Source organism: Alcanivorax quisquiliarum (genome assembly GCF_023051175.1).
GTDB classification, from domain to species: Bacteria; Pseudomonadota; Gammaproteobacteria; order Pseudomonadales; family Alcanivoracaceae; genus Isoalcanivorax; species Isoalcanivorax quisquiliarum.
This window is the reverse complement of record NZ_JALKII010000003.1, coordinates 160,043-185,160: the sequence shown is the minus strand read 5'-3', so window position 1 is coordinate 185,160 and position 25,118 is coordinate 160,043. Positions and strand designations below refer to the sequence as shown.

Sequence of the window (25,118 nt, the reverse complement as noted above, 5' to 3'; positions counted from 1 at the left end):
TACTCGGAGGCTGCCGAGTGCGTTCGTCAGGGCGCGTAGCAGCCCGACGGCAACGGTGTTGAACAGAGCTCCGTCAGTCCGGATATGGGGCCGATGCTGGCGTATTGCAAGCCAGCATCGGGGCCGGCCGGCAGTCAGCTGGGCGCGCTGCCGGTATCAAGGGGTGCTGCCAGGCTCAGGCGGGCTTCACTGAGTGCGGTGCTCAAGGAGGCGAGCCGGCGGATATCGGGCCGGGTGCTGGCTTGTTCGCGTGCCAGCGCACGTTCCAGCTGCATCACTTCCAATGTTTTCAGGGCGTCGCGCCAGTAGCGCTGGGCAGTGGCGTCGTCCATGGCAGGGCGCAGGGTTTCTCGCAGCAGGCGTGCCAGGGTGTCGCCTTGCTCCAGCGCCATGAGGGTGCCGAGCAGCGCGGGCGCGGGCAGATCCGGCTGGTCGCGCAGCAGGCTCGCGGTTTGCAGCAGCAGATCAAGGCCGGGCAGTTCCAGTTCTTCGATTTCCGCTGGTAGCGGGTATTCCTGTAGCAAGCCGGGCTTGTTCAGCAGGGTGCAGGTCAGGCGTTCTGCCAGCGCCAGTGTGCTGCCGCGCTCGGTCGAGCCGCGCTTGCGTTGTGGTGGTGCGGGTGGCCGTGTTTCGTAGGCCGGCTCATCCAGTCCCGATGGCGGCGCGGGTGGGGAGTCCCAGGGCGGCGGCTCGGCGGCCGGGCGGGGTGGAGGCGCCTGAGTGAGCTGGGCGAGTTCGTCTTCATCCAGCCGTGTGCGGGCCGCCAGGTCCTTGCGGAGCAGGCTGCGGTAGAAATCGCCTTGTGTGCGCTGGATGTAGGGCAGTGCCAGGCGCGCCAGGCGGGCGCGGCCGTCAACGGTGTTGGTATCCAGGCCCTCGGCCAGATGGCTGAACAGAAAAGCCGACAAGGTGGGTGCGTCAGCCGCTCGGGCGAGCAGGCTTTCACGCCCTTCACGACGGATCAGGCTGTCCGGGTCGTCGCCTTCCGGCAGGAAAAGAAAGCGTACCTGTTTATTGTCTTCCAGCACTGGCAAGGCCGATTCCAGGGCGCGCCAGGCGGCGCGGCGGCCGGCGTCATCGCCGTCGAAACAGAACACCACTTCATCCACCTGTCGGAACAGCTTTTGCGTGTGTTCTTCGGTGGTCGCGGTGCCCAGGGTGGCGACTACGTTGGGCAGGCCGTGCTGGGCCATGGCGATGACATCCATGTAGCCTTCGACCACGAACAGCTGCTCGGATTTGTCGCGGCTTTGCCGCCACTCCCACAGGCCGTAGAGTTCGCGGCCCTTGTGGAACACCGGTGTTTCGGGCGAGTTGAGATACTTCGGTTTGCCGTCGCCTAACAAGCGGCCGCCGAAGCCGATGGTGCGCCCTCGGGTGTCGCGGATCGGGAACATGATGCGGTCGCGGAACTTGTCGTAGGTGCGGCCGGTGTCCTCCCGGCGCACTAGCAGGCCGGCTTCCAGGGCTTGCTCCAGCCCGCGATTGTCCAGCGACAGGTTGCTGGTCAGGTTATCGAATCCGGGTGGCGCGAAGCCCAGGCCAAAGTGTGCGGCAACTTCGCCGCTGAGGCCGCGTTGCTTGAGGTAGGCTACGGCCGGCTGCCGCTCTGGCGCTTGTTTGAGTTGCTGGCGATAGAACCGGTCGGCGCGTGCCAGCAGATCATAAAGGGTTTGCAGGTGATCGCGCCGGGCGTGGTCTTCCGCGGTTTCGGGCCGTTCCCGTGGCACTTCCACGCCGGCTTTGTCGGCCAGTTGTTTCACCGCTTCGGGAAAGCTCAGGTGCTCGTATTCCATCAGGAAGCCGACCGCGTTGCCTTTGGCGCCGCAGCCGAAGCAGTAATAAAACTGCTTGTCGGGGGCGACGGTGAAGGAGGGCGTCTTCTCGTTGTGGAACGGGCAGCAGGCGCTGTAATTGCGGCCGGTCTTTTTCAGTGGCACACGGCTATCCACCAGCTCTACCAGATCGGTGCGAGCCAACAGATCCTGTATGAAGGCGTCCGGTATGCGTGCCATGGGTTCTCGTCTAGCCACGGGGCGGGCGGGTGTTCAGGCGAAAGTGTAGCGGCACGGCGCCGCCGCGCCCAGCCGGGCGGCAAGCGGGCTGGCTAAGGGTGGTTCAGGCGGTCAGGCGGTCAGGCGGGCCTTGAGGCGGCCGCTCACGGCAGCCATATCGGCGCGGCCTTGCATGGCTGGCTTGAGGAGCGCCATGACTTTGCCCATATCCTGCATGCCGGCGGCGCCGGAATCGGCGATGGCCTGTTCGATCAGGGTGTCGATCTCGGCTTGCGAGAGTGGCGCTGGCAAGAACTCCCGGAGCACCTCGATCTCGGCTTGCTCGATATCCGCCAGCTCTTGCCGGCCGGCGTCAAGATACTGCCGGGCGGAATCCAGGCGTTGCTTGACCTGCTTGTCAAGAATCGCCAGCGCTCGCGTATCATCAACCTCGATGCGCTCGTCTATCTCGACCTGCTTGATCGCCGCAAGTGCCATGCGAATCACCGCCAGGCGCGCGCTGTCTTTGGCGCGCATGGCCTCTTTCATGGCACTGGTAAGCTGGGCCTTGAGATCGCTCATCGGGGCTCCCTGGGGGAAGTCCGAAGGGCCGGGCGGGCCGCTCGGATCAGTACAGGCGCTTGCGGTGCAGTTGCTCGCGCGACACTTTCTTCAGGTGACGCTTGACGGCTGCGGCGCGCTTGCGTTTGCGCTCTTGAGTCGGCTTTTCGTAGTACTCACGGCGACGTACTTCGGCCAGAACACCGGCCTTTTCGCAGGAGCGCTTGAAACGACGCAGCGCCACGTCAAACGGTTCACCTTCTTTTACACGTACTTGCGGCATGCAATCTACCTTCAATAAGTTGTTCGGGCCGGCCCCCGTGGGGCGCGCCCCGGACGCGGGTCTGTTGTCCGTGCAGACACGGCGGACACGGAGAGCGCGGCATTCTACCGGAGCCACGGCCATTTGCAAAGCTGGGCGTGAGCCCGGATATCGGCCCGGGTACTGGCTCAGCCGGGGGCCGGGGTCTATCATCCGCTCCCAACCGGAGGCTCTGATGCGCGTATTGGGTATTGAAACGAGCTGTGATGAAACGGGTGTCGCCCTGTACGACACCGAGCGCGGCCTGCTGGCCGATGCACTGTATAGCCAGGTGGCGATGCACGCCAGGCATGGCGGTGTAGTGCCGGAGCTGGCCAGCCGTGATCATGTGCAGCGGCTGCTGCCGCTGGTGCAGCAGGTGCTGGATGAGGCCGGTTGCACGGTGGCGGAGATTGATGGCATTGCCTACACCGCTGGGCCGGGGCTGGCGGGAGCATTGCTGGTCGGGGCGTCAGCGGCGCGTGCGCTGGCGTTCGGCTGGGGCATACCGGCGCTGGCGGTGCATCATATGGAAGGGCACTTGTTGGCGCCGTTACTGGAAGACGAGCCACCGGCGTTTCCATTTGTGGCGCTGCTGGTCAGCGGCGGGCACACGTTGCTGCTGGAGGCGCAGGCGCTGGGTGATTACCGCATTCTGGGTGAATCACTGGATGATGCTGCCGGCGAAGCCTTCGACAAGGCGGCGAAAATGATGGGGCTGGGTTATCCCGGTGGCCCCCGGATCAGCGCGTTGGCCGAACAGGGCGATCCGCAGCGGTTTACCTTTCCGCGCCCGATGACGGATCGGCCGGGGCTGGATTTCAGTTTCTCCGGCCTGAAAACCTACTGCCTCAATACCATCGCCGAATGTGGTGGGCGGGACGGGCTGAGCGAGCAGGATCGGGCCGATATCGCCCGTGCCTTCGAAGAGGCGGTGGTGGAAACGCTGGTGATCAAGTGCCGGCGGGCAATGCAGCAGACAGGCCATCGGACACTGGTGATGGCGGGCGGGGTCAGTGCCAACCGCCGCTTGCGCGCTCGGCTCACCGAGGCGCTGGGGCAGGCAACCCGCAAGCAGCAGCCGGTGCAGGTGTGTTACCCGCGCCAGGAACTGTGCACGGATAATGGCGCCATGATCGCCTTTGCCGGTGCCCTGCGGCTGGCTGCCGGAGAGCACCAGCAGGGGTTGGAAATCGCGGTGAGGGCGCGCTGGCCGCTCACTGAGCTTGCGCCCGTCTGAGCTCAGCGTCGCGATTTGCGAAAGCCCAGCTCCTCTCCCTTTATCAGCTTGCGGATATTGCTGTGATGCCGTGCCAGCAGCACCAGCGTCAGCAGCAGCATTGGCCAGAACGCGCCGGGCAGCCAGTACCACACGGTGACCGGCATCACCAGGAAGGCGATGATCGAGGCCAGCGAGGAAATTCGCCCGATACCGAACACCACCAGCCAGGTAATCCCTGTCATGATGCCGATCGGCCAATAAAGGGCAAATAGCAGCCCGAATGCCGTGGCAACACCCTTGCCACCGCGAAACTGAAAAAACACCGGCAGCAGGTGGCCGAGAAAAGCGAAGCAACCGATCAGCGCAGTTGCCGTGGCGGAGAGCCCCAGCTGCCAGGCGATCAGCACGGGCACCACGCCCTTGAGCACATCGCCGGCCAGCGTGAGCGCGGCTGCCGGTTTGCCGGCAATGCGCATGACATTGGTGGCGCCGGGGTTACTGGAGCCCTGGGTGCGCGGGTCGGGATAACCGAACAGGCGGCAGATCAAAATGGCGCTGGAGATGGAGCCGAGCAAGTAGGCGGCGAGGCATAGCGGCGGAATCAGCCAACGCGCATCCTGTAATGTGATGAGGTCCACCGGCTATAATCCTCCGTTCCGTATCGCCAGGCTGGTCTGGCGTGCAAGGTTCGCATGATCGCATAGGGATTGAAAATGGATATCGTCTATATCCGCGACCTGAAAGTGGATACCGTTATCGGTATCTTCGATTGGGAGCGGCGCATTCGGCAGACCGTCAGCCTTGATCTGGAGATGGCCACCGACATTCGTCGCGCCGCAGCGACAGACAGCATCGACGATACGCTCAACTACAAGGCCGTGGGCAAGCGCCTGATTGCCTTCATTCAGGCGTCGGAATTTCAGCTGGTGGAGACGCTGGCGGAAAAAGCGGCCGCTATCGTGCTGGAAGAGTTCGGCGTGCGCTGGGTGCGCTTGCAGCTGTCCAAGCCTGGTGCACTGCGCGGCTCGCGGGATGTGGGCGTGATCATCGAACGGGGCGAGCGTTCCTGATGGGGGCAACGGCCACCCCGGTGTTCCTGAGCCTGGGTTCCAATATCGATCGGGAGCACAACATCCGCTCTGGCCTGGATCGGCTGGCGGATCAGTTCGGGCAAGTGCAGCTCAGCCCGGTGTACGAAAGTGTTGCGGTGGGTTTTGATGGCGCGCCATTTCTGAATCTGGTGGCGCGCATCGAAACCGCATTGCCGCCGGGTGTGCTGGCGGATCTGTTGCACGATATCGAGGCCGAGCACGGCCGTGTGCGTGGTGACAAGAAATACGCCAGCCGCACGCTGGATATCGACATCCTGACCTACGGTGAACTGACCGGCGAGGTGGATGGCATGGTGCTGCCCCGCGACGAGATCCTCAAGCATGCGTTCGTGTTGCAGCCGCTGGCGGATCTGGTGCCCCAGGAGCGCCATCCGGTGCTCGGCGAAACCTATCGAGAGCTGCTGAGCCGAACGGATTTCTCCGCGCAAGGCCTGTGGCAGGTGCCGTTTCGCTGGCCGGCGGGCGGGGATCGTTGATCCAGATCAACAAAGCGTTACATTGTCCGATGTAACGGTTCTCGGTATCGCCTTTCGCGCCTAATCTCTCTCTGACTTGTTTATTTGGTGAGAGGTTTGGCGATGTCCATTCAGATAGAACCTGTGCGGCGCAATTTGCGCTTCGCCCTGCCCAGGGGCGAAGCGCTGACATGGCATCCGGCGGGCCTGCATGTCACGCAATTCTTCAATACGTTGTCGCTTTTTTTTCCCGCCGGCGAACGCTTTTTCATTCAGAGCGTGCGTAATTACCGCAACGAAATAACCGATGTAAAGCTGAAGACGCAGGTGTCAGCCTTTATTGGCCAGGAAGCCTTCCATACCCGCGAGCACGAACAATACAACCAGGCGCTGCAAGAGGCCGGGTTGCCGGTGGATGCGCTGGAGCGAGCGGTGGAGCGGCTGCTCGCCAATGTGGCGCGCTTGCCGCGGCCGATACAGTTGGCGGCCACCGTGGCGCTGGAGCATCTGACCGCGGTGCTTGGGGATGTGCTGCTGCGCAATGAAGTGCTGCTGAAGGATGTCGAACCGCACTTTGCCGCACTCTGGCGGTGGCACGCAATTGAGGAAACCGAGCACAAGGCGGTCTGCTTTGATGCGTTCGAAAGTGTCGTCGAGAGTGATGTGCGTGCCTATGGGCTGCGTGTGGTGGCCTTCGTGTTGGCGAACATGCTGTTCTGGAGCCTGTTCGTGCCGTTTTATATCGTGATGATTGCTCGCTCCGGTGGCCTGTTTGATCTGCGCGGCTGGTGGTCAGTGGGCAATCTGGTGGCCGGCCGCCCTGGAGTGCTGCGGCGCGCATTGCCTGACTGGTTCAGTTTTTTCCGGCCAGGATTTCATCCCTGGCAGCATGATAACCGGGAGTTTCTGGCACAGGCCGAAACGCTTATGAATAATTTGAGCGGCAATGATCTTGAGCCGCAGAGCGCTGCCTGAGGAGAAAAAACATGACCAGCAAGGCGTCTGTCCCCGCGCAAGCGCTTCATGTGGATACCGCAATTATCGGTGCCGGCTTTGGCGGCCTCTGCGCCGCGATCCGATTGCACGAATCCGGTAACGAAGATTTCGTGATTCTCGAAAAAGCAGGTGATGTGGGAGGCACCTGGCATTACAACAGCTACCCCGGCGCTGCCTGTGATGTGCAGTCGCATCTCTATTCGTTTTCTTTTGCCGGCAAGGCTGATTGGTCGCGGCGTTATGCGTCGCAGCAGGAAATCGAGGGCTATATTCTTGATGTGGCCGAGCGTTATCAGCTGCGACCTTTTATTCGCTTTCATCAGGAGGTGAATCAGGCGCGCTTTGATGAGGCCACTGCACTGTGGACGGTGCGCAGTAGTAGCGGCCTGACGGTGCACTGCCGGCATGTGATCCTGGCCTCCGGCCCGCTGCATGTGCCGAACAAGCCGGCCATCAAGGGGCTGGGCAAGTTCAAGGGCAAGGTGATGCACTCGGCCGAGTGGGATCACGAGTATGATCTTGCCGGCAAGCGTGTTGTCTCCATCGGCACCGGTGGCAGCGCCATTCAGTATTGCCCGGAAATCGCACCGCAAGTGAAATCTCTGGCGGTGTTTCAGCGCTCGGCAGCCTGGGTCATTCCTCGTGATGAGCGCGGCTATCCCGCTTTGCAGCGCGCCTTGTTCCGGCGCTTTCCTGCGCTGCGTAAATTGCACCGCGCACGCCTTTACTGGAGCAACGAGGCGCGTGTCATGCCGGCATCCAGCCCGCGAGCGGCGCGGGTGCTGGAAGCACTGTGCAAGGCGTTTATCCATTTTCAAGTCAAGGACAAGGCACTGGCACGGCAGCTGACGCCGGATTATGCCTTCGGTTGCAAGCGTGTGTTGATTTCCAACAAGTGGTATCCGATGTTCAACCGCGACAATGTGTCGCTGGTGACTGCCGGCATTCGCGAGGTGCGCGCTCATAGCGTGATCACCGATGACGGCGTCGAGCATCCTGCCGACTGCATTATTCTCGGCACCGGCTTTGTGGTCGACCCGCGTATCTACATGAAAGAGTTTCCCGTCATCGGGCTGGGCGGGCGTGACTTGCGCAAGGACTGGGCGCACGCCTCGGAAGCTTACTACGGGATGACGGTCAGCGGTTACCCGAACCTTTACATGCTGGTGGGGCCGAACAGCGGGCTGGGGCATAACTCGATCCTGTTCATGATCGAATGCCAGGTGAATTACATCGTGCAATGCATGAAGCTGCTCAAGGCAGAGGGCGCAGATTATCTTGATGTAAAAGAAAGCGCTCTGCGCAGGTTCAGCGAGGAGGTGCAAAAGCGCTTGCAAGGCACGACATGGACGTCAGGCTGCACCAGCTGGTATCAGCAAGCGGATGGCCGCAACTTTGCGCTGTGGCCCGGCGCGACATGGCGCTACTGGCTGGAAACACGCACCGTATGCAGTACCGATTATGAATTTGTGACGGTGAAGGAAGAGAGCAGGCAGGTCGCTTGAGAGTAGTTGGAAGGCGCTTGAAAGCAGCGGGGTGCGGCCGCACCCCGGTGGTTTTTTCATTTGTCGAAGGCACTCTCGACCCAGCCGAGGAAGTCGTTACAATCAAACAGTTCCCCATTTGCGCCGCCATCGTTGCTGATCGTGACGGTAACTTGATTGTTGTCGAATGAAAGGTTCATTTTCTCATCGTCACGCCCCGTTAAAGCAATCTCGCCCATAGTGGGGCAATCACTTTGTACCGGCCAGACCAATGAAGATACGGTATCTATATCCACGTAGCCGAGTATTCCGCCGACGTCGACAATCAGGCGCCCGTGCTGATCAATGGTTCGCTCGCTGCCGTCATCCTGCACCGTGACACTGAAGCCCTCCAACTGAAACAAATGTAGTGTCCGGCTTAATAGCTCTGTTTCAGTCAGAATGCGATCTTCGCTGCGGGTGTAGAGGCTCTCGGTGTCGGTGACTGTAATTGAGTCCGGCGTCACGGTAAGCGTGAGCGTTCCCTCGGCCTTGGTGAAGACACTGTCGCGAATGGGAGGGGAGATCAGACTGGCAAAATCTTCCAGATGTTGAATATTAACAAGCCAAGTATCACTGCCTGGATTGGCATCGACATCGGCCTGGTATTCAAGTTTAACGTAGCTTTGTCGAGTGCGATGATTTGAGCCCAGATTCTCTGAGTGGCTGCAATCGTCGATGTCAATGCGGGTGGTGTCGCCGTCGATAATCCGTTGGGCGTTACAGTCATTGATGATGTCATCCAGATGGGACGACAGCAGCATGTGATAGCGTTCAGGCACCGCTGGTCCAACAAATAGTGCCATATGCGCCGCGAGCGGAGCATAAGAGTCCAGAGTCAATGGCAGTGGATCAAGGGTGCCGAGATTGCCGCGGTCGGAGCCACTGCTACCGCCGCAGGCGGTAAGGGCCAGGCACAGTGCCAGGGGGGCGAGGCGTAAGGCAGATGTTGTAGCGTTCATAAAAGATGATCCTGTATCCATTCAGGTGAACGGCAGCGGCGCCAGGCCGCAACCCTTGCGCCAGGTCCGGGCCGGGTGTCTTGTCATTGGGTGTACGGTTGTACCACAGATGGCGGGCGCTTATAAGACGGAAATCGGCGCTGTCTGCGGTGTGTGGGAGTCATGCCTGCCACAACCAGGGCGATAACAGAAAAATCAAACCAGCCGCTGAGCGGCCCTTCAAAGGGTGCCGCAGGCCGAGATGTGGCACGGCGTATTTTCGGGTGTCCGGCCGCCGCTGAGGCTTGCCGGAATAGAATGGCTCTGCAACGCCAGGCAGGATCTACGGTGCTTTTTACAGCGCCGCACGTTGCCCTCCAAGGCTGCTATTCCGCAGGGCGCAGCTCTTGTAGTGTCTCTGGATGCCTGGTCTCCGGCCGCGTTCAGCCGCCGTGAAACGAGAGCGAGCGGCCGCCATCCACGGCCAGTATCTGGCCGGTCACGTAAGGCGCATCCAGCGCGAGCCAGGCGACGGCGCCAGCGATATCAGCCGGCGTGCCGCAGCGTCCCAGAGCGGTGGCATCAAGAATGTCCTGCTGGTTTCCCTGGCCGGCTTCTGGCCACAAGATAGCGCCGGGGGAGATGCCGTTGATGCGCACGTCCGGCCCCAGCTCCCGTGCCAGGCTGCGTGTCAGCATGGCCAGGCCAGCTTTGGCGATGCAATAAAGCGAATGTTCCTGTAGCGGCTTTTCGGCGTACACGTCGATCATGTTCACCACGGCGCCATGGCGCTCCCGCAGGGTGTCTGCCAGCGCCTGTATCAGAAGGAAGGGCGCGCGCAGGTTGCTGTGCAGCAGCGCGTCCCAGTCATCGTCTGTGGCGTTGGCGAGCGGTGTGGAGTAAAAGCTCGATGCATTATTGACCAGTACATCAACATAGCCCCAGGCCGCTTGTGCAGCGGCGGCCAGTTCGCGTACCGCCGGGGGGCTGTTGAGATTGGCCACCAGGACCCGAGCGGAATCTTCGCGCTGCTGATTCAACTCGGCGGCCAGTTCGTTTGCTTCCAGCGTGCTGCGGCGGCAGTGCAGCAAAATCCGAAAGCCATGCTGGTGCAGTGTGCGGGCAATCTCTGCGCCGATGCGCCGTGCGGCGCCTGTGATCAGTGCGACTTTCGCCATTGTGTCTGATACTCCCTGATTGCCTCGATGCGGGCGCGCTCGATGGCGGTGCCGAGTGCCTTGCCTTCCAACCCGCGGGCGCGCAACGCGCTCATGTCGATATTGTCACTGGCCGCTGCGGCGCCCAGTAAATATTGCCGCTGCGGATATTCCCGCTCGGCGAAGCTCTCCCGCCCGCGTGCATCCGCCTCGCAGGCTGCCGCAAAAAGCGCCAGGCGTTGCGGCCGCCGGGGGTAATCCAGCGCCCGCAGCAGTTTCCATACTGTTTCAGGCCGCAACTCCAGCGCCCGATGGCAGTGGGTATGCCAGGTGGCCGTGAGCAGCCCGAGCGTGCGGTGTTCGGTGGGCACGCGCAGGCGCTCGCACAGTGCCTTGATATGCTTGCCGCCCCGGTGCTCATGCGCGATATGCCGTGGCCATTCGGCTTCGGGCGTGTCTGCCTTGCCGAGATCATGCACCAGCACTGCAAAGCGTGCCACGCTCGGCAGCGCCATCACTGCTGCTTGTTTCAGTGCCAGATATTGATGGGTGAGCGTGTCGATCTCCGGGTGGTGGGCGGCGGGCTGCGGCACGCCGCGCAGCGCTGCCAGCTCGGGAAACAGGACCGGCAGTGCGCCGCAGGCTTCCAGTGTTTCGAAGTATACCTGCGGGTCGGGTTCGTTCAGTGCCTTTTCTGTTTCTTTCCAGATACGTTCCGGTGACAAAGCGAGCAGTTCTTCGGGTGTGGAAAGCTGCCGCATCAGCGCCAGGGTTTCGGCGGCAATGGTAAAGCCGAGCCAATGAAAGCGGGCGGCAAAGCGTGCCACGCGCAGCACTCGCAGCGGGTCTTCGGCAAAGGCGTCGGAGACATGGCGCAGCACGCGGGCCTTCAGATCCTGTTGGCCGCGATACGGATCGACCAGCTCGCCACCATGGCTGCGCGCCATGGCGTTGATGGTCAGATCTCGCCGGGCGAGATCCTGCTCCAGCGTTACATCAGGCGCGGCGTTGAAGGTAAAGCCATGGTAGCCGATGCCGGCTTTGCGCTCGGTACGCGCCAGCGCATACTCCTCGCTGCTTTGTGGATGCAGGAACACCGGAAAATCGCGGCCTACTGGGCGAAAGCCCTGCTCGATCATCTGCTCCGGTGTGGCGCCCACCACCACCCAGTCACGTTCGTGCACCGGCAGCCCGAGCATATCGTCACGCACGGCGCCGCCGACAAGAAAAACCTGAGACTGCTGCATTGTGTTATTGCACCTGTGGCCAGTTCTGCGCATCATGGTCGCATGATGATGACAACCCGCAAACTGCACGCAGTGTCCGTTACCCAGGCCGCCCCGGCAAGCCTGCTGGTGGCCATGCGCCGTGCGTGGCGCCGAGGACTGCGGCCGGGGTGATATTATCCTGAAGTTGAAAAGCCGCAGTGTCGTCCCAGGCCCTGCGGCTTTTTTGTTTTTCGGTCGGGACATTCATCCAAGTAAAGGATTTTCACATGCCCACCGCCCCGGCTTATCTGATCGTCGTGCTCGTCTGGGCAACGACACCCCTGGCCGTGAAATGGAGCGCCGAAGCCGGCGCGCCGATCGGCAGCCTGATGTTGCGCATGCTGCTCGCAACCCTGTTCGGTATTTTGCTGCTGTGGTGTATCGGCGGCCGGCTGGCGTGGCACCGGCGCGCAGTGCGCGGTTATCTGGCAGCGGTGCCGGGGGTGTTCGGTGCCATGGCGCTGAGTTATCAGGCGTCGTTGTCGGTGCCCTCCGGGCTGATCTCGGTGATGTTCGGGCTGGCGCCTTTGGTGTCCGGGTTGATGCTGCAATGCCTGCCCGGTTCGGTGCGCCTGCGCGGTTGGCACTGGCTGGGCTGTGTGATCGGGGTGGCGGGCCTGTTGCTGATATTCAGTGATGCCTTGGCGCCGGGCAGCGGCACCTTGCCGGCGATCCTGATGCTGTTTGGCGCGGTGTGTCTGTTCAGCGGCAGCGCTATTGCTGTGCAGCGCGCCGCAGCGGGGGAGCCGCCGCTTAACCAGACGCTGGGGGCATTGGCGCTGAGCCTGCCGTGTTTTGTGCTGTTGTGGCTGGGCAGTGGCGAGCCGTTGGCCATTCCGTTGAGCCAGCGCGGCGTGTGGATGGTGCTTTATCTGGCCTTTTTTGGCTCGCTGCTGGGTTTTCTCTGCTACTACCTGGTGCTGTCGCGTTTGAGTGCGGCGACGGTGGCGCTGATTACCTTGATTACCCCGGTGCTGGCCTTGGCGTTGGGCATGTTGCTCAATGGCGAAACGCCGGCAATCTCGATGCTGGGCGGCGCGGCACTGATCGTGGTGGCGCTGGGGGCGTATCTGTATGGCGACCGGGCGGTGCGCAAGGCGCTGATGCCGGAGAACCGGCCGCTCACGCAAGAGGCCGAGGTTGAGTGATCGGTACGAAAAAAGCCGACGCTGTCGGGTGAGTGGGCTTAGCGAGAGCAGCGAAGGCCCGATTGCGTTGTGCCGGATCAGGCGCTGCCTTCGGCCGCCGGTGGCGGGATGGAAAGCCGCTCTACCACGCGGCCGTCCTGCACACTTTCAAGGTGTACGTCGAATTGCCACAGGCGGTACAGATGGCGCATGACGTCGGCAGCCTGATCCCGTGCCAGAGGCCGGCGATCGTGGCGTATGTGTTGTAGCGTCAGGGAGCGGTCGCCGCGCACATCGGCCTGGTAAACCTGAATGTTCGGCTCGCTGATGCTCAGATTGTATTGTTCGGAAAGCAGCTGCCGCACGGCGCGATAGCCGGCTTCATCATGGATGGCATCGATTGCCAGGTGATCATCGGTATCGTCATCCAGCACGGCGAACAGTTTCATGTCGCGGATCACCGCGGGCGAAAGAAATTGCTGGATGAAACTCTCGTCCTTGAAGCTTTGCATGGCAAAGGTCAGGGTTTCGCGCCAGTTGCTGCCGGCAATGTCGGGGAACCAGTGCCGGTCTTCAGCAGTGGGGGCTTCGCAGATACGGCGGATATCACGAAACATGGCAAAGCCCAGCGCATAAGGGTTGATCCCGTTATAAAACGGGCTATCGAAGGGCGGCTGGTAAATCACCTGTGAATGGCTTTGCAGAACCTCGAACATGAAACCATCGGTCACCAGCCCCTCGTTATACAGCTCGTGAAGCAGGGTGTAATGCCAGAAGCTGGCCCACCCTTCGTTCATCACTTTGGTTTGCCGTTGCGGATAAAAATACTGCGCCATCTTGCGCACGATACGCACGATCTCCCGCTGCCAGGGCTCCAGCAAGGGGGCGTTTTTCTCGATGAAATAAAGCAGGTTTTCCTGTGGCTCGGCCGGATAGCGCTCGATGGGAACACGCCGCCGGATATCGGGCTGCATCTCGGGGAAAGTCTTCCATAACTCAGATACCTGCTGCTGCAGGGCGTCTTCGCGCTCTTGTTGGCGTAGCCGCTCGGTTTCGGCCGAGACAGGATAGGGCCGCTTGTAGCGATCGACGCCATAATTCATCAATGCATGGCAGGAATCCAGCATGCGCTCGACGTGCTCGACACCGTGGCGCTCCTCGCATTGTGCGATATAGCGCCGCGCAAAAACCAGATAATCAATGATTGCCGAGGCATCCGTCCAGGTCTGGAACAGGTAGTTGCCTTTGAAAAAAGAGTTGTGGCCGTAGCAGGCGTGGGCAATCACGAGCGCCTGCATGGCCATGGTGTTTTCTTCCATCAGGTAGGCGATACAGGGATTGGCATTGATGACGATTTCATAGGCCAGACCCATCTGCCCACGCCGGTAGCGGTTCTCGACTTCCACGAACTGCTTGCCGAAGGACCAGTGGTGGTAACCCACCGGCATCCCCACTGAGGCGTAGGCATCCATCATCTGCTCGGAGGAAATCACTTCAATCTGGTTGGGGTAGGTATCCAGCTGAAAAACATCGTGCGCGATGCGCGCTATTTCCTCGTCGTAGCGCTGCAATAGCTCGAAGTTCCATTCCGAGGTGGTGGACAGGGGCTGCCTGCGCTGCTTCATGATGCCGGTGCCTCCATACGCTGGCGAAACAACTCGCGAAACACGGGGTAGATATCGCCCGGGCCATCAATCTGCTGTAGTGCAAAGGCATTCGGGTGCTGCTGTTGTAGCAGGCTGTAACTCTCCCAGAGCGCCTGATGCCGGCGCGGCATGATTTCCACGTAGGCGAAATACTGCATCTTCGGCAGCAGCTCCTCCCGCAGAATGCGCACGCAGGTGGGTGAGTCGTCATTCCAGTTGTCGCCGTCAGAGGCCTGTGCAGCGTAGATGTTCCATTCGTGTTCTGGATAGCGCTCGCGAATGATCTCGCTGGTCAGTTTCAGGGCGCTTGAGACGATGGTGCCCCCGGTTTCACGCGAGTAGAAAAACTCTTCTTCATCGACCTCCTTGGCGCTGGTGTGGTGGCGGATGAAGACCACGTCTGTCTGCTTGTAGTTGCGTTGCAGGAACAGATAAAGCAGCAGAAAAAAACGTTTGGCCAACTCTTTCATATTCTGGCCCATGGAGCCGGAGACATCCATCAGGCAGAACATCACAGCTCGGCTGACCGGCACTGGCTGGCGGACGGTATGGTTGTAGCGCAGATCTACAGTATCCAGAAACGGGATGCGCTCGGCGCGGCGCTGGCGCCGGGCTATTTCTTCGGTCAGCTCGGCCAGCCGCGCCTGCCGAGGGGGCGACTGCTCCTGTTGTAACAGCTGCGCCTGCTCCGCCAGCAGTTCCTTGAGCTGGCGTCGATTGGCCGCGCCAAGCGCCCGCCGACGCATCGACGCCTGCCGCATGGAGCGCACGATATTTATCCGCGAAGGGTTGCCCTCGCTGGTGATGCCGCCATGGACGACACGGTAACTGGATTCGCCGCGCAATTGGCGCTTGACGAGATTGGGCAGTGCCAGCCCTTCGAACAGGAAATTGAGAAACTCCCTGGGGTCCAGCTGGAAGGCAAATTCATCCAGCCCCTCGCCCTGGTTGGACGCCTGGCCGCCCTGGCCGTCACCGCCCTGCGGACGGGCGATCCGGTCACCCCGCTGAAACTCCCGGTTGCCCGGATGGACGATGGTGCGCCTGCCACCGGGGCCGTGCTGAAATTGCGGCTCGCTGAGATCCTTGCGGGGAATGACAATGCGCTCGCCGCGCTCCATATCACGGATCGAGCGCTGGTTGACGGCGCTATCCACGGCCTCACGGATGTGGTCCCGGTAGCGTCTCAGAAAGCGCTGCCGGTTGATGGTGCTCTTGTTCCTACCATTTAACCTGCGGTCGACAATGAAGCTCATATCGCCCTCCCGCGACAGGATAGTGCGATGCCTGGTGCCGTTTCGGCACCCGGACCTGCTCAACTACTGCGCCTTGCGCACCCGCAGGTACCATTCCGAGAGCAGGCGCACCTGCTTCTCGGTGTAGCCGCGTTCCATCATGCGATGTACAAAGTCGTTGTGCTTTTGCATGTCTTCTTTCGAGCCTTTGGCGTTGAAAGAAATCACCGGCAGCAAGTCTTCGGTGTTGGAAAACATTTTCTTTTCGATCACATCACGCAGCTTCTGATAGCTCAGCCATGACGGGTTGCGGCCCTCGTTGTTGGCGCGTGCGCGTAGCACGAAGTTCACAACCTCGTTGCGGAAATCCTTGGGGTTGGAGATGCCGGCCGGCTTTTCTATTTTTTCCAGCTCTTCGTTGAGCGCCTGACGGTCGAATATTTCTCCGGTGTCCGGATCTCTGAATTCCTGATCCTGAATCCAGAAATCGGCATAGGTAACGTAGCGGTCAAAGATGTTCTGGCCGTATTCGGAATAAGATTCCAGATAAGCTGTCTGGATTTCCTTGCCGATGAACTCCACGTAACGCGGCACCAGGTATTCCTTGATGTAGCGGCGCAACTGCTCCTGACGCTCTTGCGGAAACTGCTCTTGCTCGATCTGCTGCTCAAGCACATGGATCAGGTGAACAGGGTTGGCGGCTATTTCGCTGTGATCGAAGTTGAACACCTTGGAGAGAATCTTGAAGGCAAAGCGTGTCGAGATGCCAGTCATGCCTTCATCGACACCGGCCGCATCGCGGTATTCCTGCAATGATTTCGATCTCGGGTCGATATCTTTCAGGTTGTCGCCATTGTAGATGCGCATCTTCGAGTAGATGCTGGAATTTTCCGGTTCCTTGAGGCGGCTCAGGATCGAGAACTGCGCCAGCATGTCGAGGGTATCGGGGGCGCACTGTGCATCCCGCAGGCTGCTGTTGGCCAGCAGCTTCTCGTAGATGCGCACTTCTTCGCTGACGCGCAGGCAGTAAGGTACTTTGACAATAAATATCCGGTCGATGAAGGCTTCGTTGTTTTTGTTATGACGAAATGTTTGCCACTCGGCCTCGTTGGAGTGGGCCAGCACGATACCGTCGAACGGAATTGCGCCCATATGCTCGGTGCCGTTGTAATTGCCTTCCTGTGTTGCCGTGAGCAGCGGGTGCAGCACTTTGATCGGCGCCTTGAACATCTCCACGAATTCCAGCAGCCCCTGGTTGGCGCGGCAAAGGCCACCGGAGAAGCTGTAGGCATCGGGGTCGTTCTGGGCAAAGTCTTCCAGCTTGCGGATATCCACCTTACCGACCAGAGCGGAGATATCCTGGTTGTTTTCATCGCCCGGCTCGGTCTTGGCGATGGCCACCTGATCCAGTGTCGAGGGGTAGAGCTTGACGACACGAAAGCGGGAGATATCGCCGTTGTACTCGTGCAAGCGTTTTACCGCCCAGGGCGACATGATCGAGCGGGTATAGCGCAGCGGGATGCCATATTCCTCTTCGAGAATGGGGCCATCTTCTGCCGGATCAAACAATGAAAGCGGCGATTCGTTTACCGGCGAGCCTTTGATGGCATAAAAAGGCACCTTCTGCATCAATGACTTGAGCTTTTCGGCGAGAGACGATTTGCCGCCGCCCACCGGCCCGAGCAGGTAAAGGATCTGCTTGCGTTCCTCCAGCCCCTGCGCGGCGTGGCGGAAATAGGCGACGATATTTTCTATGGCATCTTCCATGCCGTAGAACTCGCTGAACGCGGGGTAGCGGCGAATGATCTTGTTGGAGAAGATGCGTGACAGCCGTGGGTCTTTGGCGGTGTCGATCATTTCCGGTTCGCCGATTGCCATGAGCAAACGCTCGGCGGCGGTGGCGTAGGTGGAGGGGTCTGCCTTGCAGAGCTGGAGGTATTCCTCCAGTGAATACTCCTCCTGCTGGGTGGCTTCATAGCGGGCTTGGTAGTGGCTGATAATACTCATGCCTTGCGTCCTCACTGTGCGCCGGTGGTGGCCAGACCGGTGTTCTACATGTAATACGTTTCCTTGGATCACGTTCGCCTGCGCGGGGTAGCCGCGAGCAGGATGGGGTGTGTTTCTAGAATGGCCATTTTTGCTTGTGAAAGTCAAAAAAAATAATTCATTGCAGCAAGCAAGAGCGCGCAAAATTTTTTCTGGCGGGCATTCCGCCAGGCCGGCGGTAAACGCAGGGGCAAAAAGGTAGCGCTGTGATAGGCTGGCGGGAGCGTTAGCGAGAACAGTCGCAATGCAAGCGCTGGTTGTCTTCCAGGCGCAAGGCGGTGAGGCACCCGCCCCAGACACAGCCGGTGTCCAGCGCCGCGACATTAGCAGAGGCTGGCACATTGCCTGCAAGGGCTGCCCAGTGGCCGAACAGCACGCGTATTCCAGTGTCTTGCCGGGCTGGGTGGAGGAACCAGGGCATGAAGCCTTCTGGTGGCGCATCGGCCTCGCCTTTGCTGGCCAGATCAAGCGCGCCTTCGGCATCGACAAAGCGCATGCGCGTCAGGTAGTTGGTGATGACGCGCAAGCGTGTCGTGCCGGTCAGCTGCTCGCTCCAGGCGCTGGGGCTGTTGCCGTACATGGCGTGATAGAAATCCTCGGCATCGGGGCCGCGCAATGCGGCTTCCACTTCCGCGGCGCGAGCCAGCGTCTGCGCCACCGTCCAGCCGGGCGGCAGGCCGGCGTGGGTGAGCACACTGTTGTGCCGGGGCAGATGCAGTGCCAGCGGCTGGTGGCGTAGCCAGCCCAGCAGCGCGTCGCGGTCTGGTGCGTCCAGAATGGGCGTCAGATCGCGCTCTTTCTTTCGCAGTGGGGCGGCGCCGGCTGCCAGCGCGAGCAAATGCAGATCATGGTTGCCGAGCACCGCACGCGTGCAGTCGCGCAGCTGATAAACCAGCCGCAGCGTACCCAGCGAATCCTCACCTCGTGCAACCAGGTCGCCGGCCAGCAGTAGCTGATCCCGGGCCGGGTCGAAGTCGATTTTCTCCAACAGGCACTGGAAGGCAGACAGGCAACCCTGGAGATCGCCGATGACATAGGTGCTCATGCTGCTCAGTGCAGGGTGTGGGGTGGTGCGAGCGTGAACGCGGGCACTGGGGCATCGAAGCAGGTGCCGTCGTCGGCCAGCATCTGATAGCTGCCGTGCATACTGCCGATGGATGTCTCCAGTACTGCGCCGCTGGTGTAGGAGAAGCTCTGGCCGGGTGCCAGCAACGGGGTTTCGCCGATGACGCCCTCGCCGTGGACTTCGTGGGTGCGCTCCTCGCCATCGGTGATCACCCAGTGGCGGGTCATCAGGCGGGCGGGCTGGTCGCCATCATTACGCAGTGTGATGTGATACGCGAACACCCAGCGGTTGCTTTCGGCATCGCTCTGCTCGGGCAGGAATTCGGTGTGCACTTCTATGTCGATCAGGTAACGGTTGTTGTCCTGGGCTGGCATCGGGCGGTCTCCGCGCGGCTGTTGGGCCGGCTCGTCAGGGCTTGGTGTCATTGATGCGGGCTGCCGCCGCATTGCCCAGGGCGGCAAAATCCGCCAGCGACAACTGCTCGGGGCGCAGGCCCGGATCAATGCCGGCGGTTTCGATTTCCGCCGGGCTGAGGAACGATTTTAGCCCATTTCGGATGGCCTTGCGCCGCTGGGTGAAGACTTGCCCGACGAGCGCGGCAAATACCGCATAGTCGGCCACCGGGTGCGGCAGGGTGGCGTGCGGTGTCAGGCGGACGATGGCGGAATCCACTTTCGGTGCTGGCCGGAATGCTTCGGGCGGCACCAGGAACAGAAAATCCGCCTGGCAATGGTACTGGATCATGACGCTCAAACGGCCCCAGTCGCTGCTGCCCGGCGTGGCGACCAAGCGCTCCACCATCTCTTTTTGCAGCATGAAGTGCATATCCTGGATGACGTCGATCTGCCGGATCAGGTGGAACATCAGCGGGGTGGAGATGTTGTACGGCAGGTTGCCCACCACGCGCAGGCGCTGCTGTGCGTCGGGCACCAGGGTGGTGAAATCAAACCGCAAGGCATCGGCCTGGTGCAGGGTCAGCCGGCGTGCAGTGAGCGTGCGTTGTAGCAGTGCGATCAGATCACGATCAAGCTCGACGGCATGCAGGTGATCCAGCTCATCCATCAAAGGACGGGTGAGGGCGCCCTGGCCGGGGCCGATCTCCACCATCAGATCGTTGCGTGCTGGCGCGATGCTGCGTACCAGTTGCGTGATGATGCCGGTGTCGGTAAGGAAATTCTGGCCGAAGCGCTTGCGGGCCTGATGCATGAGAGGCATCCCTGATTGAACTGGGTGGGCAGTTTAACGGGTTTTGCGATGATCTGTCAGAGGTGCTGCACGGCGCCGCCGCCTGTGGAAATGCGCGGGGCCAGTGCTGTCGTCCATGGCCAGCCGTGTCGCCGGGCAAGCTGGGCTGTGATCGGCTGACCCGTTGGCGACAGGTTAGAAAAGGTTGGCCTGCCGGCGCGAGCAGGGATCAGCCCTGTGCCAGGCTCATGGCCAGTCGGGTTGCCGCCAGCAGGCTGCCGTGATCGGCCTGGCCGGTGCCGGCCAGATCAAAGGCGGTACCGTGATCCACCGAGGTACGGATGAACGGCAAGCCCAGGGTGATGTTCACGGCCTGACCAAAGCCGGCGTACTTCAGCACGGGCAGCCCCTGATCGTGGTACATCGCCAGCACGGCGTCGTGTGCTTCCAGATACCGCGGCGTGAAGGCGGTATCCGCCGGGAGTGGCCCGGTCAGGTGCAGCCCTTCGGCGCGCAGCTGCTCCAGCACGGGCTGGATGATGTCGATTTCTTCGTGCCCCAGATGGCCGCTTTCACCTGCATGGGGGTTCAGGCCCAGCACCATGATTCGCGGGCGTGGCAGGTTGAAACGCAGGCGCAGGTCGTACTCCAGAATACGCAGCGTCTCGGCCAGCGACGGGCCGGTGATGGCATCGGCAACGGCACGCAATGGCAAGTGAGTGGTGGCCAGTGCCACGCGCAGGTTGTCGGTGGCCAGCATCATTACCACGCGCGGGGTGTTGCTGCGCGCGGCCAGATATTCGGTGTGGCCGGTGAAGGCCGGGTCGGCCCCGTCGCAGATCACCGATTTCGCCAGCGGCGCGGTGACCATGCCGGCGAAACGACCTTCAAGGCAGCCGTCGATGGCGCGATCCAGCATTGCCAGCGTGCCGGCGGCGGTGGCCGGGTCGGGCTTGCCGGCGCGTACCGGTGCGCCGGCCGGGCAGTGCCAGATGGCCAGCGCATCGTGTGGCAGTGCGTCACCGGGTTGCCAGCGTTGCAGGCGTGCGTCGAGCTTCAATTGGCTGGCGCGTTCCGCGAGCACGTCGTGATCGCCGAGCACCACAAGCGGTGCGCCGGGTTGCGCTTGTGACAGGGTTAGCACCAGATCCGGGCCGATACCGGCCGGGTCGCCGCTGGTGACGGCTATGGGCGCAACCATAAAAAGCTCCGCTGACAAGGCTGATATAGGGCTTACAGAGAAAGCCATGCCAGTTTAGCACGGTCGGGCGCTGTGACAGTGCGCGGCTGGCCAGCAGGAGCAGGGCTACGGCCAGCGGTGGTGGGGAGCTGCCTCGTAGCGGATGCAGGCAGGGCCGGGATGCGCCACAGCCTCGTTTCGTCGGAGCTGGTGGCGCCGGGATGCTGGCAGACGGTGCTACGGCAACATGAAGGTGAGATATCAAAAGCACGGTGCTATCGCAGGCTTCCGGGCGCTATGCCTGATGCAAGGCGTAGCGTCAGGTGCACCGACCTGCATTAGCGAGCAATGTTAATCAGGCGCAGCGGAGCAGGTAGCGCCGGAGCAAGTGGTGCCGGAGCAGATAGTGCAGCGAGTGGCAGGAGCCCGGCTGCCGGGCGCTAAGTCAGGCATAGCGTTGCCAGGCGGCCGGGTAGCCGGTCAGATGCGGATGTCCACGAAGGCTTCGGCGCGGGTTTCGCGCAGCCACTGTTGCAGTTCTTCCTCGTAACGGCGCTGTTGCAGTGCCTGGCGGGCTCGCAGCACGCGAAATTCGTCGCTCATGTCGGCGCTGCGGGTGTCTTCCACGCGCAGGAAATGCCAGCCGAACTCGCTCTGGAATACAGGTGAGAGCACACCGACGGGGGTTTCACGAAAGGTTTGCTCGAATTCGGGCACCATCTCGCCGGGCGACACCCAGCCGAGATCGCCACCCGCACGGGCGCTGCCGGGGTCTTCGGAATATTCCCGCGCCAGCGCCTCGAAACTCTCGCCACCCTCGATGCGGTTATGGAGCTCGATGATCAGGCGCTCGGCCTGGCTGGGCGTGCGCAGGGCGCTGGTGCGGATCAGGATATGGCGCACGCGGTACTGTTCGACGATTTGTATGGCGTCGCCACGGCGGTCGATCAATTGCAGGATGTGAAAACCGTTGCCGGCGCGCAGGGGCTCGGAAACCTGGCCGGGCTGCATGCGCAGCGCCTCTTCGGCAAACAGGGTCGGCAGCTGGGCGGCGGGGCGCCAGCCGAGGTCGCCGCCTTCCAGTGCCTGGGGCGCATCGGAAAAGCTCACGGCCATTTCGCGGAAGTCGGCGCCATCCCGGATGCGTTGCACCAGTTGCTCGGCTTCCTGCTGGGCTGCGGCGACCTGATCCGGGGTGGCATCGTCGGGCAGGCCGATCAGGATATGACCAAGGCGAAACTCGGATTCGAACAATTGCCGGCCCATTTCCGATTCCAGAAACCGATCCACCTCGCGGTCGGTGATGCGCACCCGGCGCGCCACCTGCCGCTGGTGCAGTTGGCTGATGATCATTTCGGCGCGGATCTGTTCGCGAAAGGCGGCCCACTCGAAACCATCTTCCTGCACCGCGGTGGCGAATTCGTCCAGGCTCATGTCGTTCTGGCGGGCGATGCCGGCCAGCGCCTGGTTCAAGGAGCCGTCATCGACACGGATGCCGCCACGCTCTGCCATGTCCAGTTGCAGCTGCTCCATGATCAGCCGCTCCAGCACCTGCGGGCGCAGCACGTCGCGCGGTGGCAGCTGCTGACGTTCGGCGACGAACTGCCGCGCCAGATCGTCAACGCGCTGATCCAGCTCGCTTTCCATTATGACGCTGTCGTTGACCACGGCGGCGATGCGATCAAGCATCTGCAAGCGCGCTTCTGCCGCAACCGGCAACAGCATGGCCAGAGCCAGCACCGCAGGCGCGCCCAGGCGGCGTGCAACGTCAGTGAATAGTGTTCGCATAATTTCTCCCGTAACCCGGAATGCTGCGTTCGAGCAGCGTCTCCAGCCGGCCGCCGAAGCCACCCAGGCCGATCATCTGGAACTGAAGCTGGAATGTCTGATCTGGATCAAGGGTGCCATCGCCGTCGCGGTCGGTCAGATCTCGGATGCTGACTAGGCGCAACTGCCAGCAGCAGTCGCGGTACTCCACGCCGATCAGGTTTTCCAGCGAGCGTTCCCCTTCCATGTCGAACAGCCAGCGCCCGATCAGGCTCCAGTGGCGATGGACAGGCCAGATCGCCGCCAGTTCCGTCTGTTTGATGTCTTCGCGTGCACGATACCGGTAACCGGCGTGAAATACCCGCCGTTCGCCATCACTGTAGCCCAGCCGCAAGCTGTTCTGCTCGCGGCGGTTGTTCTCGCGATCCCATTGGGTTTCGCCGAACAGGTGCCAGTAGCGGCTGAAATACCAGGTGCCATCGGCGACCACCGGCGACCATTCGCGGGTGTCCACCGGGCGGTTGTCCAGCTGGATGCGGCGGTCTTTGAAATACAGCGATTGCCCGGCACGCAGGCGCAGCACCTCGCGGCCGCTGGTGGTATCCAGAAAGCGGGAGGTCAGGCCCATGGACAGCTTTTCTTCGTCGCCGATGCGGTCGTAGCCGGTGAAGCGGTTTTCGCGGAACAGGCTGTTGTAGCCGAAGGTCAGCTCACCGGCATCGAAGTTGGGGATGTCATCCTGATTCTTGTGCTCGATGCGGTTGTAGAACAGGCGCGGCTCCAGCGTCTGCGTCCAGTCGGTGTCATTGAGCACCAGCGGGCGCTCCAGAAATAACCCGGCATCCAGGCTGATGCCGGTCAGATCGCGTGTCGGCTCGCTGTCTGGCAGGGTATCCACGCCCTGCAGGTTGTAGCGGGTGTGGTAGGCGCGCACCCGTGGCTCGATATAGCCCCAGCTACGGTGCAGGGGCAGGCTCAGGGCCGGGGCAAAATGCAGTCGGTCGCCGGTGATGTCGTCCTGCGGCAGATCGGTTTCGCGATCGAACCGGGTGAAATCGGACAGCCATAGCAGCCGCAGCGGGCCGGCGATGGTGGGATCGCCGCTGAGCGCGAGCTGCGGCAGGCGGCGGTACGGTTTGTTCTGATCCGGCAGCAGCGGATCAATGGTCTGCCAGGCCTGGACGCGGCTGAGGAATGTCCAGGTGCGGCCGCGGTAGCGCGCTTCACCCTGCCGCGGCAGGTTGGTCTGTGAACGCACATCCAGGCCTGCGTCCAGATCCTTGAAGTAGAAGTCGTCGGAGACGTAGTTGACGTCGGCATCCAGCGTCCAGCGGCGTACCTGACCGCGATGCGCCCAGCGGCCGATCTTGCGGTCTTCATTGTCGAACTCGCGATCCTGAAACAGCCAGCCGGAGCTGATCGAGCCTTGCCCGAAGCTGGTCAGATAGCGCAATTCGGAATCGAAGCCGCTGCCCCGGTTCTGGATGAAGCGCGGCGCCACGATGGCATCCACCTGCGGATGAATGTTCAGGTAGATCGGCTGTGCTACATCGAAACCGCCATCATCGCCGGTGCTCAGGCTCGGAAACAGCAAGCCGCTCTTGCGCCGGTCATCGATCGGAAAGGTGATCCACGGCAAGTACAGCACCGGCACATCGCGCACGCGCAGGGTCATGTTGCGGGCGGTGCCCCAGCCGGTATCGCGATCCAGCTCGATCTGGCGGGCCGTCAGCGCCCAGCCGCGCTGGTCCGGCGGGCAGGTGGTGTAGGAGCCGTCGGTGATATGGATCAGTTGCTGTTGCTGTTCGATCAGGCCGGCGCCACCACGAACGTGCAGATCGAACATGGCGTATTCCACGTCGCGAAACTGCGCGGTCTCGTGGCGTGTGTTGCCGCGCATGCTGGCCGCCCGTGCGCTGAACAGGTTGGTATCGGCGCGCACATCGCCTTCCAGCAGGAAATCGCCGGTGTCCTGATCCATCTCGGCGCGGTCGGCCCGCAGGAACCGGCCGGGCTGCTCCACTCGCACATCGCCCAGCAGCTCGGCCAGCCCGCCGGGCACCAACCGCGAGCGGTCGGCGGTGATGATGGTGTCGGCGCGTGGATCAGGTTCGGCAAGCTCGGGGTTGTAATAAGTGCCGGAGCACCAGGCGGGGATCGGCACCTGCTGCGCGGGCGGCAGCGCTTCGATTTCCGCGCGCGTCATCCACCCCAGATCGCTGGCCTGCGCGCCCGCAGGAGCGGCTGCGATAATGAGCAGCAGGTGGCAGAGCAGTGGTTTAACGGCTGAGCGCAGTGGCATTCGTCGTCCGGAACAGGTAAAAAGCGCTGCATGA

The 25,118-nt window shown here is 61.8% G+C and carries 22 protein-coding genes; 6 read left to right on the top strand and 16 right to left on the bottom strand.

Features of this window, described 5'->3' with window-relative positions; genetic code table 11:
- Nucleotides 1–134 precede the first annotated feature (134 nt).
- The 3 genes from dnaG to rpsU form a co-directional block, all read right to left on the bottom strand.
- Nucleotides 135–2,015 carry a DNA primase gene (gene dnaG, locus MU846_RS06745; protein WP_246950821.1) on the bottom strand — a complete coding sequence of 627 codons (1,881 nt, stop codon included), beginning with the start codon at nt 2,013–2,015 and terminating at the stop codon, nt 135–137.
- 111 nt (nt 2,016–2,126) lie between these two features.
- Nucleotides 2,127–2,576, bottom strand: a complete 450-nt coding sequence (locus tag MU846_RS06740; protein ID WP_246950819.1) for a GatB/YqeY domain-containing protein — start codon at nt 2,574–2,576, stop codon at nt 2,127–2,129.
- A 46-nt stretch (nt 2,577–2,622) separates the two neighbouring features.
- Nucleotides 2,623–2,838, bottom strand: coding sequence for a 30S ribosomal protein S21 (gene rpsU, locus MU846_RS06735; protein WP_246950817.1), 216 nt, complete (start codon nt 2,836–2,838; stop codon nt 2,623–2,625).
- A 214-nt stretch (nt 2,839–3,052) separates the two neighbouring features.
- Between rpsU and tsaD the strand changes: the two genes are divergently transcribed.
- Nucleotides 3,053–4,096: a tRNA (adenosine(37)-N6)-threonylcarbamoyltransferase complex transferase subunit TsaD gene (gene tsaD / locus MU846_RS06730; protein WP_246950815.1), complete on the top strand. Its 1,044-nt coding sequence runs from the start codon at nt 3,053–3,055 to the stop codon at nt 4,094–4,096.
- A gap of 2 nt (nt 4,097–4,098) precedes the next feature.
- Here tsaD and plsY read toward each other — a convergent pair whose 3' ends face one another.
- A complete protein-coding gene (gene plsY / locus MU846_RS06725; RefSeq protein ID WP_246950813.1) occupies nt 4,099–4,716 on the bottom strand; it encodes a glycerol-3-phosphate 1-O-acyltransferase PlsY in 618 nt (205 codons plus the stop codon).
- Between the two features lie 75 nt (nt 4,717–4,791).
- Here plsY and folB point away from each other — a divergent pair, with 75 nt between their 5' ends.
- The 4 genes from folB to MU846_RS06705 all read left to right on the top strand — a co-directional run bounded on the left by folB (nt 4,792) and on the right by MU846_RS06705 (nt 8,146).
- Entirely contained in the window at nt 4,792–5,148 is a 357-nt protein-coding gene (gene folB, locus MU846_RS06720; protein WP_246950809.1) for a dihydroneopterin aldolase, read from the top strand.
- Complete coding sequence (folK, locus tag MU846_RS06715) at nt 5,148–5,666, top strand: 2-amino-4-hydroxy-6-hydroxymethyldihydropteridine diphosphokinase (protein WP_246950806.1); 519 nt, start codon at nt 5,148–5,150, stop codon at nt 5,664–5,666. The genes folB and folK overlap by 1 nt, the downstream gene beginning before the upstream one ends.
- A 102-nt stretch (nt 5,667–5,768) precedes the next feature.
- Nucleotides 5,769–6,620: a metal-dependent hydrolase gene (locus MU846_RS06710; protein WP_246950803.1), complete on the top strand. Its 852-nt coding sequence runs from the start codon at nt 5,769–5,771 to the stop codon at nt 6,618–6,620.
- 11 nt (nt 6,621–6,631) lie between these two features.
- Complete coding sequence (locus tag MU846_RS06705) at nt 6,632–8,146, top strand: flavin-containing monooxygenase (RefSeq protein WP_246950800.1); 1,515 nt, start codon at nt 6,632–6,634, stop codon at nt 8,144–8,146.
- A gap of 56 nt (nt 8,147–8,202) precedes the next feature.
- Here MU846_RS06705 and MU846_RS06700 read toward each other — a convergent pair whose 3' ends face one another.
- The 3 genes from MU846_RS06700 to MU846_RS06690 all read right to left on the bottom strand — a co-directional run bounded on the left by MU846_RS06700 (nt 8,203) and on the right by MU846_RS06690 (nt 11,509).
- Complete coding sequence (locus MU846_RS06700) at nt 8,203–9,126, bottom strand: hypothetical protein (RefSeq protein ID WP_246950797.1); 924 nt, start codon at nt 9,124–9,126, stop codon at nt 8,203–8,205.
- A 422-nt stretch (nt 9,127–9,548) separates the two neighbouring features.
- Nucleotides 9,549–10,283 (bottom strand): pteridine reductase, encoded by a 735-nt coding sequence (locus MU846_RS06695; RefSeq protein WP_246950794.1) that lies wholly within the window; start codon nt 10,281–10,283, stop codon nt 9,549–9,551.
- Nucleotides 10,265–11,509, bottom strand: coding sequence for a multifunctional CCA addition/repair protein (locus MU846_RS06690; RefSeq protein WP_246950792.1), 1,245 nt, complete (start codon nt 11,507–11,509; stop codon nt 10,265–10,267). The genes MU846_RS06695 and MU846_RS06690 overlap by 19 nt, the downstream gene beginning before the upstream one ends.
- Nucleotides 11,510–11,757: 248 nt before the next feature.
- Between MU846_RS06690 and MU846_RS06685 the strand changes: the two genes are divergently transcribed.
- The gene (locus MU846_RS06685) at nt 11,758–12,678 is read left to right on the top strand and encodes a DMT family transporter (protein ID WP_246950782.1); all 921 of its coding nucleotides are present in this window, start codon (nt 11,758–11,760) and stop codon (nt 12,676–12,678) included.
- Nucleotides 12,679–12,755: 77 nt separating this feature from the next.
- On the opposite strand, the gene MU846_RS06680 is transcribed toward MU846_RS06685, so the two are convergent.
- The 9 genes from MU846_RS06680 to MU846_RS06640 form a co-directional block, all read right to left on the bottom strand.
- Nucleotides 12,756–14,282, bottom strand: a complete 1,527-nt coding sequence (locus MU846_RS06680; RefSeq protein WP_246950779.1) for a SpoVR family protein — start codon at nt 14,280–14,282, stop codon at nt 12,756–12,758.
- Nucleotides 14,279–15,559 carry a YeaH/YhbH family protein gene (locus tag MU846_RS06675; RefSeq protein ID WP_246950777.1) on the bottom strand — a complete coding sequence of 427 codons (1,281 nt, stop codon included), beginning with the start codon at nt 15,557–15,559 and terminating at the stop codon, nt 14,279–14,281. Before MU846_RS06675 ends, MU846_RS06680 begins: the two co-directional genes overlap by 4 nt.
- A 63-nt stretch (nt 15,560–15,622) precedes the next feature.
- The gene (locus tag MU846_RS06670) at nt 15,623–17,545 is read right to left on the bottom strand and encodes a PrkA family serine protein kinase (protein ID WP_246950774.1); all 1,923 of its coding nucleotides are present in this window, start codon (nt 17,543–17,545) and stop codon (nt 15,623–15,625) included.
- Nucleotides 17,546–17,810: 265 nt separating this feature from the next.
- Nucleotides 17,811–18,629, bottom strand: a complete 819-nt coding sequence (locus MU846_RS06665) for a symmetrical bis(5'-nucleosyl)-tetraphosphatase (protein ID WP_246950772.1) — start codon at nt 18,627–18,629, stop codon at nt 17,811–17,813.
- Nucleotides 18,630–18,634: 5 nt separating this feature from the next.
- Entirely contained in the window at nt 18,635–19,024 is a 390-nt protein-coding gene (gene apaG / locus MU846_RS06660; protein ID WP_246950770.1) for a Co2+/Mg2+ efflux facilitator ApaG/CorD, read from the bottom strand.
- Between the two features lie 34 nt (nt 19,025–19,058).
- Nucleotides 19,059–19,856 carry a 16S rRNA (adenine(1518)-N(6)/adenine(1519)-N(6))-dimethyltransferase RsmA gene (gene rsmA / locus MU846_RS06655; RefSeq protein WP_246950768.1) on the bottom strand — a complete coding sequence of 266 codons (798 nt, stop codon included), beginning with the start codon at nt 19,854–19,856 and terminating at the stop codon, nt 19,059–19,061.
- A gap of 208 nt (nt 19,857–20,064) precedes the next feature.
- Nucleotides 20,065–21,036 (bottom strand): 4-hydroxythreonine-4-phosphate dehydrogenase PdxA, encoded by a 972-nt coding sequence (pdxA, locus tag MU846_RS06650; protein ID WP_246950759.1) that lies wholly within the window; start codon nt 21,034–21,036, stop codon nt 20,065–20,067.
- Between the two features lie 459 nt (nt 21,037–21,495).
- A complete protein-coding gene (locus MU846_RS06645; protein WP_246950756.1) occupies nt 21,496–22,803 on the bottom strand; it encodes a peptidylprolyl isomerase in 1,308 nt (435 codons plus the stop codon).
- On the bottom strand, nt 22,784–25,084 hold the full coding sequence (locus tag MU846_RS06640; RefSeq protein WP_246950753.1) for an LPS-assembly protein LptD: 2,301 nt from the start codon (nt 25,082–25,084) through the stop codon (nt 22,784–22,786). Before MU846_RS06640 ends, MU846_RS06645 begins: the two co-directional genes overlap by 20 nt.
- Nucleotides 25,085–25,118: the final 34 nt, after the last annotated feature.

Coding starts and splice junctions, on each gene's coding strand:
- dnaG (WP_246950821.1), bottom strand. CDS start 2,015: ATGGCACGCATACCGGACGCCTTCATACAGGATCTGTTGGCTCGCACC.
- MU846_RS06740 (WP_246950819.1), bottom strand. CDS start 2,576: ATGAGCGATCTCAAGGCCCAGCTTACCAGTGCCATGAAAGAGGCCATG.
- rpsU (WP_246950817.1), bottom strand. CDS start 2,838: ATGCCGCAAGTACGTGTAAAAGAAGGTGAACCGTTTGACGTGGCGCTG.
- tsaD (WP_246950815.1), top strand. CDS start 3,053: ATGCGCGTATTGGGTATTGAAACGAGCTGTGATGAAACGGGTGTCGCC.
- folB (WP_246950809.1), top strand. CDS start 4,792: ATGGATATCGTCTATATCCGCGACCTGAAAGTGGATACCGTTATCGGT.
- folK (WP_246950806.1), top strand. CDS start 5,148: ATGGGGGCAACGGCCACCCCGGTGTTCCTGAGCCTGGGTTCCAATATC.
- MU846_RS06710 (WP_246950803.1), top strand. CDS start 5,769: ATGTCCATTCAGATAGAACCTGTGCGGCGCAATTTGCGCTTCGCCCTG.
- MU846_RS06705 (WP_246950800.1), top strand. CDS start 6,632: ATGACCAGCAAGGCGTCTGTCCCCGCGCAAGCGCTTCATGTGGATACC.
- MU846_RS06700 (WP_246950797.1), bottom strand. CDS start 9,126: ATGAACGCTACAACATCTGCCTTACGCCTCGCCCCCCTGGCACTGTGC.
- MU846_RS06695 (WP_246950794.1), bottom strand. CDS start 10,283: ATGGCGAAAGTCGCACTGATCACAGGCGCCGCACGGCGCATCGGCGCA.
- MU846_RS06690 (WP_246950792.1), bottom strand. CDS start 11,509: ATGCAGCAGTCTCAGGTTTTTCTTGTCGGCGGCGCCGTGCGTGACGAT.
- MU846_RS06685 (WP_246950782.1), top strand. CDS start 11,758: ATGCCCACCGCCCCGGCTTATCTGATCGTCGTGCTCGTCTGGGCAACG.
- MU846_RS06680 (WP_246950779.1), bottom strand. CDS start 14,282: ATGAAGCAGCGCAGGCAGCCCCTGTCCACCACCTCGGAATGGAACTTC.
- MU846_RS06675 (WP_246950777.1), bottom strand. CDS start 15,559: ATGAGCTTCATTGTCGACCGCAGGTTAAATGGTAGGAACAAGAGCACC.
- MU846_RS06670 (WP_246950774.1), bottom strand. CDS start 17,545: ATGAGTATTATCAGCCACTACCAAGCCCGCTATGAAGCCACCCAGCAG.
- MU846_RS06665 (WP_246950772.1), bottom strand. CDS start 18,629: ATGAGCACCTATGTCATCGGCGATCTCCAGGGTTGCCTGTCTGCCTTC.
- apaG (WP_246950770.1), bottom strand. CDS start 19,024: ATGCCAGCCCAGGACAACAACCGTTACCTGATCGACATAGAAGTGCAC.
- rsmA (WP_246950768.1), bottom strand. CDS start 19,856: ATGCATCAGGCCCGCAAGCGCTTCGGCCAGAATTTCCTTACCGACACC.
- pdxA (WP_246950759.1), bottom strand. CDS start 21,036: ATGGTTGCGCCCATAGCCGTCACCAGCGGCGACCCGGCCGGTATCGGC.
- MU846_RS06645 (WP_246950756.1), bottom strand. CDS start 22,803: ATGCGAACACTATTCACTGACGTTGCACGCCGCCTGGGCGCGCCTGCG.
- MU846_RS06640 (WP_246950753.1), bottom strand. CDS start 25,084: ATGCCACTGCGCTCAGCCGTTAAACCACTGCTCTGCCACCTGCTGCTC.